The sequence below is a fragment of the Martinezella lusitana genome (assembly GCF_010668395.1).
GTDB classification, from domain to species: domain Bacteria; phylum Pseudomonadota; class Alphaproteobacteria; order Rhizobiales; family Rhizobiaceae; genus Rhizobium; species Rhizobium lusitanum_A.
In genome coordinates this window covers 91,291-104,976 of record NZ_WUEY01000005.1, presented here as the reverse complement: position 1 = coordinate 104,976, position 13,686 = coordinate 91,291, and the positions used below count along the sequence as shown (strand labels likewise).

The window sequence follows — 13,686 nt, the reverse complement described above, 5'->3', positions numbered from 1 at the left end:
ATCAAGCAAATGCCCGGTCGGCCACTGTCGTCGTCCGGGCGATTGCGTCACGGCGCATCACCCGTCCCCCGGCCGTCTGTCGCCGGAATTCCATCTAACTCATAATGACGAAAATCAGGATTTGAACAATGGCCACTGAAATCCGCGTTCCTACCCTCGGCGAATCCGTCAGCGAAGCGACCGTCGGCACCTGGTTCAAGAAGGTCGGCGATGCCATCAAGGCCGATGAGCCGCTTCTCGAGCTTGAAACCGACAAGGTGACGATCGAAGTCCCCGCACCGTCGGCCGGCACCCTGTCCGAAATCGTTGCCCAGGCCGGCGAGACCGTAGGCCTCGGCGCACTGCTCGGCCAGATCTCCGCCGGCAACGGCGCTGCCGCCGCTCCGGCGCAGGCTGCTGCTCCGGCCCCTGCCGCTGCCGCTCCGGTTGCGGCGCCCGCCGTTTCCGCTCCGGCTTCTTCCATGCCGCCGGCTCCTGCCGCCGCCAAGCTGCTCGCTGAAAACAATCTCTCCGCCGATCAGGTCGAGGGCAGCGGCAAGCGCGGCCAGGTGCTGAAGGGCGATGTCATCGCCGCCGTTGCCAAGGCCACTTCGGCTCCTGCCGCCGCACCGGCTGCTCCGGTCGCAGCGCGCGCGCCGACCGCCGTCGAGGACGTCAGCCGCGAAGAGCGTGTCAAGATGACCCGCCTGCGCCAGACGATCGCTCGCCGCCTCAAGGATGCGCAGAACACCGCCGCCATGCTCACCACCTACAACGAGGTGGACATGAAGGCCGTCATGGACCTGCGCAACAAGTACAAGGACATCTTCGAGAAGAAGCATGGCGTGAAGCTCGGCTTCATGGGCTTCTTCACCAAGGCCGTCACCCACGCGCTGAAGGAACTGCCGGCTGTCAACGCCGAGATCGACGGCACCGACATCATCTACAAGAACTACTGCCACATCGGCATGGCCGTCGGCACCGACAAGGGTCTCGTCGTTCCGGTTATCCGCGATGCCGACCAGATGTCGATCGCCGAGGTCGAGAAGGAGCTGGGCCGTCTGGCAAAGGCTGCCCGCGACGGAACGCTGTCGATGGCCGACATGCAGGGCGGCACCTTCACCATCACCAACGGCGGTGTCTACGGTTCGCTGATGTCTTCGCCGATCCTGAACGCGCCGCAGTCGGGCATTCTCGGCATGCACAAGATCCAGGAACGTCCGGTCGCCATCGGCGGTCAGGTCGTCATCCGTCCGATGATGTATCTGGCGCTTTCCTACGACCATCGCATGGTCGACGGCAAGGAAGCGGTTACCTTCCTCGTGCGCGTCAAGGAAAGCCTGGAAGATCCGGAACGTCTGGTTCTCGATCTCTAAGGGAGCGGTGGATCATGTCGACATGGCCCATGCGGACGCTGCACGGATTGTTGTGCGCTGTCGCCGCATGGATACCATCGTCCGCCGGCGCGGGTGAGCTCGACATTTCCAGGCTCAGCAGCAACTTCGATCTGGCGTCGCTCAGCGACGCCGATCTCGCCGCCCGCTCGATCAAGGCTCTCCATGTCGGCAAGGTGGAGTTGACCTCCGGGCGCGTCGTCGCCAGCGATCCGCTCGTCGGGCCCGATCGCGCGGCGTTTGTCCGGACGGTTCCTCCCGGCGACTATCCCGTCACGCTCTACGAAGCCTTCGGCCGCATCGCCGCTGCCGGCATGCGCTTTGCCGAGGGCAGGCCGGTGCGCTGGGAACTGGCGCTGATCCCGGGCCAGGATATCGGTTCGCTGAAGGGCGACGAATTCTTCGGCTATCCGGTCGATGCCGGTCTCGGCTGCTATATGGATGCCGAGACCTATGCTCTGATCCAGGAGCGCGAAACGCAGGTTCGGGCAGAGAAGGCGTCGCCCGATATCAATTACTATGACGACGTCCTGGCCTCCGAACTCGGAGTGAACGACGACAGATACGCCATGCATCGGCCGATACCGGGCAAGCGTGGCAATGTCGCCGTTTTCTGGAGCGGCTGGGGCGACGGTTTCTATCCGGTTTTCTGGGGCCTTGATGCCGACGGCAGGCCGCTGGTTCTGTTCACGGATTTCGGCGTGACCGAAAATGCCGATGGCCGGCGCGAGCCGGGAGGGGAGTGACCATGCTGGCTGAAAGCACGATGGCACGACTGGCCTCGACGCATTGGATGATGCTGGCCTTCGCGATCAATCCGGTATCTGCCTATGCTGACGAATGCATGCAGGAAAAGGCCGTCTACGTCGATATGGACAATGCCTACGAGCTGCGGTTCGAGCCGATGGGATCGGAGTCGGCGGTCAGCAACAGGTTCAAGCTTGCGGTGCGCAACACCGCCGTCGTTGCCGATGGCGTCGTCATGCGCAGCGACGACCAATTGCGCGCCGATGGCCGCATCATGTTCGAATGCCCCGAAGGCGACGTAACCGGGGCCGATCTTAGAGCCTGCACCGTCTGGCAGGGCATGGTCTATGCCTCCGATCTGACGGGCCATATCCGCGCACTGCCAGCGGAAGGCGAGAACGCGGCGGACCGGCTTTTCCTGCCGGCGCTTGGACCTTCGATCCAGAAGTCGTCTCTCTGGGGCGAGGGAAAGGCGACCGTCGCACCTTGGGATGTCCTCAGTCTGAAAGGATGCTACCAATGACCGAGAGTGCTGCTGTTCTTCTCGTAACCGGTGGTAGCCGCGGCATCGGTGCCGCGGTGTGCTTGGCCGCCGCCCAGCATGGCTGGGCCGTGGCGGTGAACTACGCGTCCAACAAGGATGCGGCCGAGGCCGTGGTGGGGACGATCCGCGACGCCGGCGGCGAGGCGATCGCGGTTGCCGGCGATATCGGCAAGCCCGAGGATATCAAATCCGTCTTCGCCAAGGTCGACGCGTATTTCGGCCGGATCGACGGCCTCGTCAACAATGCCGGCATCGTCGATGTCATCCAGCGCCTGGACGAGATGACGCCGGAACGGCTCGACCGCATGTTCCGCATCAACGTCACCGGCTCGATGCTGGTCGCGGCCGAGGCCGTGCGCCGCATGTCGACCCGCCACGGGGGCAAGGGCGGGGTGATCGTCAACGTCTCCTCCATGGCCGCAACGCTCGGCGGCGGCGGCCAGTATGTCGACTATGCCGCCTCCAAGGGAGCGATCGATACGTTCACGGTCGGCCTTGCGCGTGAGGTAGCGTCGGAAGGCATCCGCGTCAACGCGGTCCGGCCCGGCATCATCGATACGGATATCCATGCCGCCGCCGGCCTGCCGGATCGGGCGCGCGACATCGCGCCGCAATTGCCGATGAAGCGTGCCGGAACGTCCGACGAGGTTGCCGACGCCATCCTCTACCTCCTCAGTCCTCACGCATCCTATATTACGGGTGCTCTGCTCGACGTGAGCGGCGGCCGCTGATCAGAATGGACAAGTGACATGCAGTATATTCTCGAATTCCTCGGCCTGATGGCGGTGTTCTCGATCTTCATCGTCGTTCCCGGCGCGGACTTTGCCGTGATCCTGCGCCAGAGCATCGTACATGGCCGCCGCGCCGCCATGATGACCGGGCTCGGCATGGGCTTCTCGCTGCTGTTCCACATCAGCTACACCATTCTCGGCCTGGGGCTCATCGTGTCGCAGTCGCTGATGCTGTTCAGCATGATCAAGTGGGCGGGCGTCCTCTATCTCGTCTACCTGGGCATCAAGTCCTTCCGCGAGCCGGGCTTCAAGGTGAAGGATGTCGAGATCACCGAGGAAGACCGCAAGCCGGTTTCCGTCTGGCGCTGCCTTGCGACGGGCTTCGTCACCAATGCGCTCAACCCGAAGCCGGTGCTGTTCTTCCTGTCGCTGTTTTCGACGCTGGTCCATCACGACACGCCGGCGCTCATCCAGTTCAGCTACGGCATCGGCATGGCAACGGCGCTCGTCGCCTGGTTTGCCGGCGTCTCCACCTTCTTCACCGTCAAGCCGGTCCGCGATCGCTTCATCGCCGGCGGCAAATGGTTCAACCGCATCACCGGAGCGGCGCTCGTCGGCTTCGGCATCCGCCTCGCCTTGGCACGGGCGACTGACTAACAAATACATAGAACAAGGAAAGCAAACATGTCCTACGATGTGATCATTATCGGAACCGGCCCCGGCGGCTATGTCTGCGCAGTCAAGGCAGCGCAGCTCGGCCTGAAGGTCGCGGTCGTCGAAAAGCGCGCGACCTACGGCGGCACCTGCCTCAACATCGGCTGCATTCCGTCCAAGGCGCTGCTGCACGCTTCCGAAATGTTCCATCATGCCGGCCACGGCATGGATGCGCTCGGCGTCGAGGTTGCCGCGCCGACGCTCAATCTTCCGAAGATGATGGCGCACAAGGATGCGACCGTGAAGTCGAACGTCGACGGTGTCGCCTTCCTCTTCAAGAAGAACAAGATCGACGCCTTCCAGGGCACCGGCAAGATCGTTGCCGCCGGCAAGGTTGCCGTAACGGCCGACGACGGCAAGGTGACCGAGATCGAGGGCAAGAACATCGTCATCGCCACCGGCTCCGACGTTGCCGGCATTCCGGGCGTTCCGCTCGAAATCGACGAAAAGGTCATCATCTCCTCGACCGGCGGCATTGCGCTCGACAAGGTGCCGGGCAAGTTGATCGTCGTCGGCGGTGGTGTCATCGGCCTCGAGCTTGGCTCGGTCTGGTCGCGTCTCGGCGCCAAGGTGACTGTCGTCGAATATCTCGACAGCATCCTCGGCGGCATGGACGGCGAAGTTTCCAAGCAGTTCCAGCGCATGCTGGCCAAGCAGGGCATTGAATTCCATCTCGGCGCCAAGGTGGTCGGCGTCGAAAAATCCGGCAACGGCGCGAAGGTTACTTTCGAGCCGGTCAAGGGCGGCGACAAGGTCGTGCTCGATGCCGACGTCGTGCTGGTTGCGACCGGCCGCAAGCCCTACACGGCAGGCCTTGGCCTCGAAGAGGCTGGCGTTGCGCTCGACAATCGCGGCCGCGTCGAGATCGACGGCCACTTCAAGACCAATGTTGCCGGCATCTATGCCATCGGCGACGTGGTGAAGGGCCCGATGCTGGCGCACAAGGCGGAAGACGAGGGCGTGGCGCTGGCCGAAATCCTCGCCGGCCAGGCCGGCCATGTGAACTATGACGTCATCCCGAGCGTCGTCTATACGCAGCCGGAAGTCGCCTCCGTCGGCAAGACCGAGGAAGAGCTCAAGGCAGCGGGCATCGCCTACAAGGTCGGCAAGTTCCCGTTCTCCGCCAACGGCCGCGCCCGCGCCATGCTGGCGACGGACGGTTTCGTCAAGATCCTCGCCGACAAGGAAACGGATCGGGTTCTCGGCGGCCATATCGTCGGCTTCGGCGCCGGCGAGATGATCCACGAGATTGCCGTGCTGATGGAATTCGGCGGCTCTTCGGAAGATCTCGGCCGCACCTGCCATGCGCATCCGACCATGTCGGAAGCCGTGAAGGAAGCAGCGCTCGCGACCTTCTTCAAGCCGATCCACATGTAAGATCCGGCGGTTTCCGCCGGGTTCCGCGCCAGGATTGCAATGCTTGCCCGATGATGCGATGAACGGGGCCCCCGTGCATCGCATCATCGACTCGTTCTCATCAACAAAGCAAGCATGTCACGTCAAATCCCAGCCGCTCACCCATCCGTAAAACTTTTCGTTGCGAGCGCGCTCGCGCTCCTCGTCACCGTTGCGGCGCCCGCGCATGCCGAAGCGCCCGTCGCGGGCTGGCCGCAGGCGGTCAGCGACCTGCCGGTGGAACAGGGGATCCGTTTCGGTACGCTGCCGAACGGCATGCGCTTTGCCGTCATGCACAATGCGACGCCCTCGGGTCAGGTGGCGATCCGCTTCCGCATCGGCGCCGGCTCCCTCCAGGAGCGCGATGACCAGCGCGGCCTGGCGCATTTTCTCGAGCACATGGCCTTCAAGGGTTCGACCCATGTTCCCGAAGGCGAGATGGTGCGCATCCTCCAGCGCCTCGGCCTTGCCTTCGGCGCGGATACCAACGCCTCCACGAGCTATGGCGAAACCGTTTATGCGCTGGATCTGCCGGAGGCCGATCCCGAGACCGTTTCGACTGGTTTGATGCTGATGCGCGAAACCGCCAGCGAGCTGAAGCTCGATGCGGGCGCCTTCGACCGCGAGCGCGGCGTCATTCTTTCGGAAGAGAAGCTGCGCGACACGCCGCAATATCGCGGCGGGATCGGTTTCCTCGATCAGGTGCTGCCGGGCCAGCTCGTGCCGCAGCGCTCGCCCATCGGCAAGACCGATATCATCAGCAACGCTCCGGTCGATCTGGTGCGGGACTTTTACCGAACCTATTATCGACCGGATCGCGCCACCCTGATCGTCGTCGGCGATATCGATGCCGCCGCCGTCGAGGCCGATATCCGCAACCGGTTCGGCACTTGGACCGCAGCCACCGCCGCACCGGCGGATCCTGACCTCGGCACGCCTGAAAAGCACGGAGAGCGTGTCGGCACGGTCGTCGTGCCCGGCGGTGCGACCCGCGTTCAGATCGTATGGACGCGGCCCTATGACGCCTCGCCGGATACGGCTGCCAAGCGCCGCGCGCAGCTGGTCGAGGACATCGGTCTTGCCGTTCTCAACCGGCGCCTGTCGGTGTTGGCGCAACAGCCCAATCCGCCCTTCGTCAGCGCGCAAGCCGGCGCCCAGGATGTGTTCAAATCGGCCCGTATCGCGATGATTGCGGCCGATAGCGATCCCGCCAAGTGGCAGGCCGCGCTTGCCGCAATCGACCAGGAGCAGCGCCGCATCGCGCTGTTCGGCGTCGACCAGAGCGAGATCGACCGTGAAATCGCCGAATATCGTTCGATGCTGCAGGCCGCGGCTGGCGGAGCGGCAACGCGCACGAGCCCGGACATTGCCGGCACGCTCAACTGGAGCGCCGGCGAGAACCTGGTCTTCACCTCGCCCGCGGAAGACCTCGCCTTGTTCGATACCGCGATGAAAGGCCTGGCTGCGGATGACGTCAACCAAGCTCTTCAGCGCGTCTTCGCCGGCAACGGTCCGCAACTCGTGCTGCAGGTTCCACAAATGCCCGATGGCGGCGATGCGGCTGTCGAAAAGGTCTATGCCGCTTCCCGCGCCGTAGCGGTGAAGGCGCCGGAATATGCGGCCTCCGTCGCATGGCCCTATACCGATTTCGGAAAGCCGGGCGATGTCGTCGAACGACGTGCGGTCGATGATCTCGGCATTACGATGGTCCGTTTCGCCAATGGAGTCCGCTTGACCGTCAAGCCGACCAAGTACCGGCAGGACGAGGTGCTCGTGCGCGCCAATATCGGCCATGGCCGGCTGGACCTGCCACACGATCGCCTGCTGCCGATATGGGCTGCGCCGGCGCTGCCGCTGTCCGGCCTGAAGGCCATCAGCTACGACGACATGCAGAAGGCCTTTGCGGCAAAGGTTGTCGGCAGCGATTTCTCCATTCAGGATTCGGACTTCAAGTTCGAAGGTGCCACACGTCCGCAAGACCTGCAGACGCAGTTACAGCTTCTGACGGCCTATGTCTCCGATCCGGCTTACCGTCCCGATGTCTTCAAGCGGGTCCAGCAAGCCTATCTGAATACTCTTACGCAGCTTCAGGCCACGCCGGGCACCGTGCTCCAGCGTGATTTCTCGAGTCTTCTGCATTCCGATGATCCGCGCTGGACATTTCCGGACCGGACGCAATTGCTCGATGCCAAGCCGGAAGATTTCGAGGCGCTCCTGCGGCCGCTTCTTGCAACGGGACAGATCGAAGTCATCATCGCGGGCGACGTCGAAGTCGATGACGCCATCCGCATGACCGCGCAGACTTTTGGCGCGCTGCCGGCGCGTGGCGACGAGAAGAGTAAAACGGATGGGGCCGACGTGCATTTTCCCGCGCCAACGTCCGAACCGGTCGTCCGGCTGCACGATGGGCGAAACGATAGTGCCGGCGCCGCCGTCGCCATGCCGATCGGCGATTTCCTCTCCGATCTGCCGAGAGCGGCTGTGGCCAATGTGGCCGGAGCCATCCTGCAGAACCGCCTGATCGAGCAATTCCGCCTCGCGGAAGGGGCAACGTACAGCCCTCAGGGCGATGTCGATCTCTCCCGGTCGATTCCCGGCTATGGCTTTGCCTATGCCTATGTCGAGACTACCCCCGCCAAGGTGGATCATTTCTTCCAGCTGGTGGACAAGATTACCGACGAGCTGCGCAATGGAGACGTTTCTCCCGACGAGTTGACGCGAGCCAAGGTTCCGATCGTCGAAGCGGTAAAGCGTTCGCAACAGACCAACGGCTATTGGCTTCAGAACCTTCGCAATGCCCAGACGGATCCCCGGCGCCTGGAGCGGATCCGCAGCAGCATCAGCGGTTATGAGGCTGTAACCGCGCAGGATGTCCGCACCATCGCAACCACATATCTGAAGCCGGATGCCTCCTGGCGATTGAAGATATTGCCGGTTAACGGGTCGGCCGTTCGCTAAAGCGATTCCGCGTTTCATCGAAGCGCGGAATTGCCCTATCTCTTTGCTTCTGCGCGATTCCGGATGGAAGAGTGCGCAGCACTTTTACTGGAATTGCCGTGGCCGTGATCAGCCGGCCAAATTGCCGCATCCGGCGTTTGTGATTCGGGTCGATTTGCAGCCTGTGCTAGAGTGCGGTGACTGCAAATCAACGGATGACGCGATGTCTGCAAGACCTCTGATGGTGGAACCGAATATGCCGCATCCCGCTTTGCCGGATGCCGATTGGGCGGATTGCTTCGAACTCCAGATCCCGACATCGGATCTTACCGCCGGTGCCGCCGCACGGAGCATGCTCACCCGTTTTCCGCTATGGGTACGGCTCCTGTTGCGATTGCGCGACGCGGCGACCGGTCCGTTCGGGCTGAGGTCCTCCAGCAGCCATCAGGCGGATGGACTGGAAAAGATCGGGTTCTTTCCGGTCGTCAGCAAATCCGACAGCCAGATCGTGCTTGGCTTCGACGATCGGCATCTGGATTTTCGGGTCGTCATCGATGTGCGGAATGACGAGCAGGGCCGACGGCTTGTGGATACGACCACGCTCGTCAGGCGCAAGATATTGCTTGGCCGGATCTATATCGCTCTGATCGCGCCGTTCCATCGGCTGATCGTCGCGACGATGCTTGCCGATTTAGGCAAGCGCATGCGGGCGGTCAGTTCGCGGCCGTTACCGTAAAACCCTGACCGCGCAGCAGCGCCACGAGACCCTGATCGCCGACGAGATGAAGCGCGCCGACGGCGATGAAGGCGTTGCCCTTGTCGAGAACCGGCGCTGCGCGCTCGGCCATGATCTTGTTGCGGTCGAGGATGATGCGCTGCTCGAAGGCGGTGGTATCGTCGTCCGTGATCGTCTGGTCCGGCTCGATCACCTTCAGCATCGGGATCATCGCGCCGATATTGCCGTCGAGATAGAGGTCGGTCATCGTTTCGTTGACGTCGTTGATCTTGTCGCCCAGTTCCAGCGTCTGCATCAGCGATTTCAGGTGCAGCGCGATCGGCAGGTCGCTCATGGCCTTGGCCTGTTCGGCAAGCGTTTCCAGACCCTTGACCTGCTTGCCCTCGGCTGCGGCATCGGTCGCCAGCTTCTGATCGAGGAATTTTGCGCCGCCGGCCTTGCGGCGAACCTCGCAGCCCGTCATTTCGAAGGAGCTCGAGATCAACCACGGCTGCATGCGCGAGACGGCGGCCAGCGTCAGGCCGCGTGCCTTCAATCCCTCCTCAAGGCGGGTATTGTCTTCCGGCGACAGATGCTCGCTGATGGTGGAACCATCGGTCAGCATCGTCAGCGACGGATTGGCGAAGAGGGCGGCCGCCGCCTTCTTGTCGTCCAGGATTTCGTCGGATTCGACGACGATCGTGTCGGCCGCGGCAACCGCGTCTGCCGCACCCTTCGGCAAGGTGAGCACGCGCGAATCCGAGACGTGCATGGTGCCGAGCAGCCATGACGGCTTCAGGCCGGGCTTCTCGATCTTCCAGAAAATGCCCTTGCCGTTTTCCACCTTGTCGCCGGCGGCGATGATCGAGGCGTATTTTGCCGGATCGGTCTTCTGAAGTTCCGCCATGAGATCCTTGCCGCCGCAGCTGTCGGACACCCCGCCTTCGGCATGGGCCGGCTGCAGCGTCAGCAGGGTCACGAGCAGCACGATAGCCAGCATCAACGGAAAGGCTGTGGCAAGCCAAAGGAAGATATCGCCGCGCGTCGGCTTCGTCGACCGCATCGTCTTGGATCCAAGGGCAGAAATCATCAAAACCTTCCGTTCGCAGAGGGCACGACTCCTAGCGCTCGAAAGCGGCTTTCGGGAGGCATGCCGGCACAGCCTTCTGCTCTATTCGTTCGAGACGGAGATTCCCTTAACGCGAGAGGTTAATCTTTCCTTACGCGCGTGGATGGGCGCGGTCGTAGACTTCGAGCAGCCGCGAGGAATCGACGCCGGTATAGACCTGCGTGGTCGATAGGCTGGCATGGCCGAGCAATTCCTGGATGGTGCGCAAGTCGCCGCCGCCGGCCAGCAGATGGGTAGCGAACGAGTGGCGAAGCGCGTGGGGCGTTGCCGTGTCGGGCAGCCCGAATGCGCCGCGCAGCTTCTGCATGCCATGCTGGATGATGCCCGGCTGCAGTTTGCCGCCGCGCGCGCCGCGAAAGAGCGGGCCGTCGGCATCGAGATGGTAGGGGCATGTCGCGCGGTAGTGATCCACCGCCTCGACGACGATCGCCAGCAGCGGCACCAGCCGCGTCTTGTTGCCCTTGCCGGTGATGCGCAGCGAGGTCGCGCCCGGCGAAAAATCCTGCGGTTTCAGATCCAGCGCTTCGGAGATGCGCAGGCCGCAGCCGTAAAGCAGGGTCAGAACGGCCGCGTCGCGCGCGGCGATCCATGGTTCCTCGTGCAGCTGCGCCTCGTCGCTGACGACTGTGATCGCCTGCTTGTCGGACAGCGGCTTGGGAAGCGATTTCGGCTGCTTGGGTGAACGCACCGCGGCCGCGCCGGCGGCATTCACCAGGCCCTTCTTCTCAAGGTAGCGCAAAAGTGAACGAAGGCCGGCGAGATTGCGCCCCAGCGAGCGCGCCCCGGCGCCATCCTTTCGGCGTGCGGCCAGAAAGGCGCGAAAATCGGCAGGGCGAAGTGCGTGGATATCCTCGATCGTTGCCGGACCGCCGAGATGGCCGGTCAGGAAGGCCAGGAACTGCCGGGTGTCGCGCTCATAGGCATTCAGCGTATGGGCCGAAAGCCGCCGCTCGTGACCCAGCGTGTCGAGCCAGCGGCTGCGCTCGGCCATCAACCTTGGGTCGGCGATGATCAACAACTCGTTCAGTGGAAAACCCCTTGAAATTCGGATTCCTTCTGCCACTTTGGAGGAAGGAAGGTTATGGAATCGCTAACTTTCCCGCTGCTTCCGGTACGTTTTCCATCGTACTGCCTGCGCGGCTGCATTTGGAAGGAAACGGCATATGGGCCGACCCCGGATCCCGGATGGTTCGGCGGCCATGTGCGAGGCGCTTGTCATGCTTCGATCATATTCGATTGCGATAGAATATATCCCAACCATTCAGGACCCTTCATGGCACGCCGCGGTTCGATAACTGCACTGGGACAGCTTGCAGAGGCGATCGCTTTGGTGTCCCAGGGCCAGCCGGGACACATCGTCGATACGCTGATTGCCGAGCGCGGGCAGAAGATCGTCCGCAATCCGCTATGGCCGGTCATGCGCCCCTTTCTCTACACGCTGCTGCGCTACAACAAGGCAATCGAATTCGCCGATGACGTCGCCAAGCTTTCGGGCTTTCAGTGCTTCGAATACATGAGCGACCTGCTGCGGCTCGACATCGGCGTCACCCATGACGATCGTATTCCGGCGTCCGGCGGCTTCATTCTCGTCAGCAATCATCCAACAGGCATCGCCGATGGCGTCGCCGTCTTCGATCTCCTGAAGTCGCGCCGGCCCGACATGATGATCTTCGCCAATCGCGATGCCGTGCGGGTCAATCCACGCTTCGCCGAGATGATTATCCCGGTCGAATGGCGCGAGGAATACAAAAGCAAGCCGAAGACGCGCGAGACGCTGCAGCTGACCAACCGAGCCGTCGCCGAAGGCAAGGTCACCGTGCTTTTTCCATCCGGTCGCATCGCCTACTGGGCGAATGGCAAGCTGAACGAGCGCCCCTGGAAGACCTCGGCCGTGGGCCTGGCGCGCAAATACAACCTGCCGATCCTGCCCGTTCACCTGACGGCGCGCAATTCCGGCCTGTTCTACTGGTTCGCCAAATGGTCGACCGAGCTGCGCGACATGACGGTGTTTCACGAGCTGCTAAACAAGCGTGGCGACCGCTTCGATTTTCTCATCGGCAACCTTATTCCCGTCGAGCATCTGGACGGCGACGTCAACGAGGTGACGAAGGCGCTGGAGAGGCACACGGTCCTCGACCTTGCGGCCGACGGCAATGCAACCTTCTCGCCGCTTGCGCCTTCCAAAGAGGACGAGACCCTGGTTTCGCATTCTCTTTAATATCGGAATCGGTTAAACCCCGGGGCATGCAACTGCGCTCCATGTCTGCCCGGAACTATCGCTCCCTGCGCTCGATCCGCATGGATCTGTCCGACGTCAACCTGTTCATCGGCGAGAACGGTGTCGGAAAATCAAACCTCTATCGCTCGCTGCAGCTCGTGCAGGCGGCGGTTCGGGGGCGGATGGCGCATGAGATTTCCAGCGAGGGCGGCATGTTCTCGGCCATGTGGTCGGGCAAGCGGCGGTCGCATGATTCCGCCCGCATCCGCTTCGACGTCGAGCTGCTCGATCCGGAAAGAGCGGCGACCTTCCGTTACTGGATCGAAGCGGGCATGCGTCCGCCCTGCGCATCCGCCGGATTTCCGCTGGAGCCGCAGGTCAAGGCCGAGGAACTGTCGCTCGAGACCGGGCGGCGGCCGGTGACGATGATGAAGCGCGAAGGTCCCGGCATTTCCGTACGCGGAGAGACCGGCCGCATGGAGCAGCACCGCGAGCAGGCCTTGACCTCGGAGACCGCGATCGCGCTGCTCGGCGATGCCGGATATTTTCCCGAGGTCGGCACCTTCCGCCGCGCCGTCGATGCCTGGCGGTTCTATCATGGTTTCCGCACCGATCGCGGTTCGCCGCTGCGTGCGCCATGTCTTGCGGTCACCGCGCCCATGCTCGATGAGGACGGCGCCAATATCGCCGCCGTCTTCGCCACGCTCGTCCACACGCGCGAAGATACCGTCGAGCTTGACCGGGTTGTTGCGGCCGCACTTGGCGGAGCGTGCCTTGTCGTGCCGGAACCGCGGGAAACGGCGGATTTCGGCCTGATGCTGCCGGAATTTCCCAACCGCGTCTTCCAGCCGCGCGAGCTGTCCGATGGCCAGATCCGCTTCCTCGGGCTTGCAGCGGCGCTGATGTCCTATCGCCTGCCGCCGCTGATCGCGCTCAACGAGCCGGAGGCAAGCCTGCATCCCGACATGCTGCCGCCGCTTGCCGATATGATCGCTGAGGCGGCAAAGACCAGCCAGATCTGGATCGTCACCCATTCCGAACGTTTGGCCGAGGCCGTGCGCGAGCGCTGCGGCGCGCGACCGCGCCGCGTGATCCGTGAGGATGGCTCCACCTGGATCGACGGCATGCGGCTGACCGGCGAAATCGACGATGACGATGAATAGCAGCCGTGGTGCGTTCTCTC

General features: G+C 63.1%; 12 protein-coding genes. 10 read left to right on the top strand and 2 right to left on the bottom strand.

Features of this window, described 5'->3' with window-relative positions; genetic code table 11:
- Nucleotides 1–128: 128 nt before the first annotated feature.
- From odhB to GR212_RS13245, 8 genes are all read left to right on the top strand, one after another.
- Nucleotides 129–1,355, top strand: a complete 1,227-nt coding sequence (gene odhB / locus GR212_RS13280) for a 2-oxoglutarate dehydrogenase complex dihydrolipoyllysine-residue succinyltransferase (RefSeq protein ID WP_163987041.1) — start codon at nucleotides 129–131, stop codon at nucleotides 1,353–1,355.
- A gap of 14 nt (nucleotides 1,356–1,369) precedes the next feature.
- Nucleotides 1,370–2,119: a DUF4241 domain-containing protein gene (locus GR212_RS13275; RefSeq protein ID WP_163987040.1), complete on the top strand. Its 750-nt coding sequence runs from the start codon at nucleotides 1,370–1,372 to the stop codon at nucleotides 2,117–2,119.
- Nucleotides 2,120–2,121: 2 nt separating this feature from the next.
- Nucleotides 2,122–2,643: a hypothetical protein gene (locus tag GR212_RS13270; protein WP_432444364.1), complete on the top strand. Its 522-nt coding sequence runs from the start codon at nucleotides 2,122–2,124 to the stop codon at nucleotides 2,641–2,643.
- Nucleotides 2,640–3,395: an SDR family oxidoreductase gene (locus GR212_RS13265; protein WP_163987039.1), complete on the top strand. Its 756-nt coding sequence runs from the start codon at nucleotides 2,640–2,642 to the stop codon at nucleotides 3,393–3,395. Before GR212_RS13270 ends, GR212_RS13265 begins: the two co-directional genes overlap by 4 nt.
- Nucleotides 3,396–3,413: 18 nt before the next feature.
- Entirely contained in the window at nucleotides 3,414–4,052 is a 639-nt protein-coding gene (locus GR212_RS13260; RefSeq protein ID WP_163987038.1) for a LysE family translocator, read from the top strand.
- 27 nt (nucleotides 4,053–4,079) lie between these two features.
- Nucleotides 4,080–5,486 (top strand): dihydrolipoyl dehydrogenase, encoded by a 1,407-nt coding sequence (lpdA, locus tag GR212_RS13255; RefSeq protein WP_163987037.1) that lies wholly within the window; start codon nucleotides 4,080–4,082, stop codon nucleotides 5,484–5,486.
- A gap of 114 nt (nucleotides 5,487–5,600) precedes the next feature.
- Nucleotides 5,601–8,462: a M16 family metallopeptidase gene (locus GR212_RS13250; RefSeq protein ID WP_163987036.1), complete on the top strand. Its 2,862-nt coding sequence runs from the start codon at nucleotides 5,601–5,603 to the stop codon at nucleotides 8,460–8,462.
- 202 nt (nucleotides 8,463–8,664) lie between these two features.
- Nucleotides 8,665–9,177 carry a DUF2867 domain-containing protein gene (locus tag GR212_RS13245; protein ID WP_163987035.1) on the top strand — a complete coding sequence of 171 codons (513 nt, stop codon included), beginning with the start codon at nucleotides 8,665–8,667 and terminating at the stop codon, nucleotides 9,175–9,177.
- Here GR212_RS13245 and GR212_RS13240 read toward each other — a convergent pair.
- On the bottom strand, nucleotides 9,155–10,246 hold the full coding sequence (locus GR212_RS13240) for a TraB/GumN family protein (RefSeq protein WP_163987034.1): 1,092 nt from the start codon (nucleotides 10,244–10,246) through the stop codon (nucleotides 9,155–9,157). The two genes, GR212_RS13245 and GR212_RS13240, sit on opposite strands and share 23 nt — an antisense overlap.
- Before the next feature lie 130 nt (nucleotides 10,247–10,376).
- Nucleotides 10,377–11,312 carry a tyrosine recombinase XerC gene (locus GR212_RS13235; RefSeq protein ID WP_163987358.1) on the bottom strand — a complete coding sequence of 312 codons (936 nt, stop codon included), beginning with the start codon at nucleotides 11,310–11,312 and terminating at the stop codon, nucleotides 10,377–10,379.
- A 246-nt stretch (nucleotides 11,313–11,558) separates the two neighbouring features.
- Here GR212_RS13235 and GR212_RS13230 point away from each other — a divergent pair, with 246 nt between their 5' ends.
- Complete coding sequence (locus GR212_RS13230; protein WP_163987033.1) at nucleotides 11,559–12,503, top strand: GNAT family N-acetyltransferase; 945 nt, start codon at nucleotides 11,559–11,561, stop codon at nucleotides 12,501–12,503.
- A 26-nt stretch (nucleotides 12,504–12,529) separates the two neighbouring features.
- Nucleotides 12,530–13,666 (top strand): AAA family ATPase, encoded by a 1,137-nt coding sequence (locus GR212_RS13225; RefSeq protein WP_163987032.1) that lies wholly within the window; start codon nucleotides 12,530–12,532, stop codon nucleotides 13,664–13,666.
- Nucleotides 13,667–13,686 lie beyond the last annotated feature (20 nt).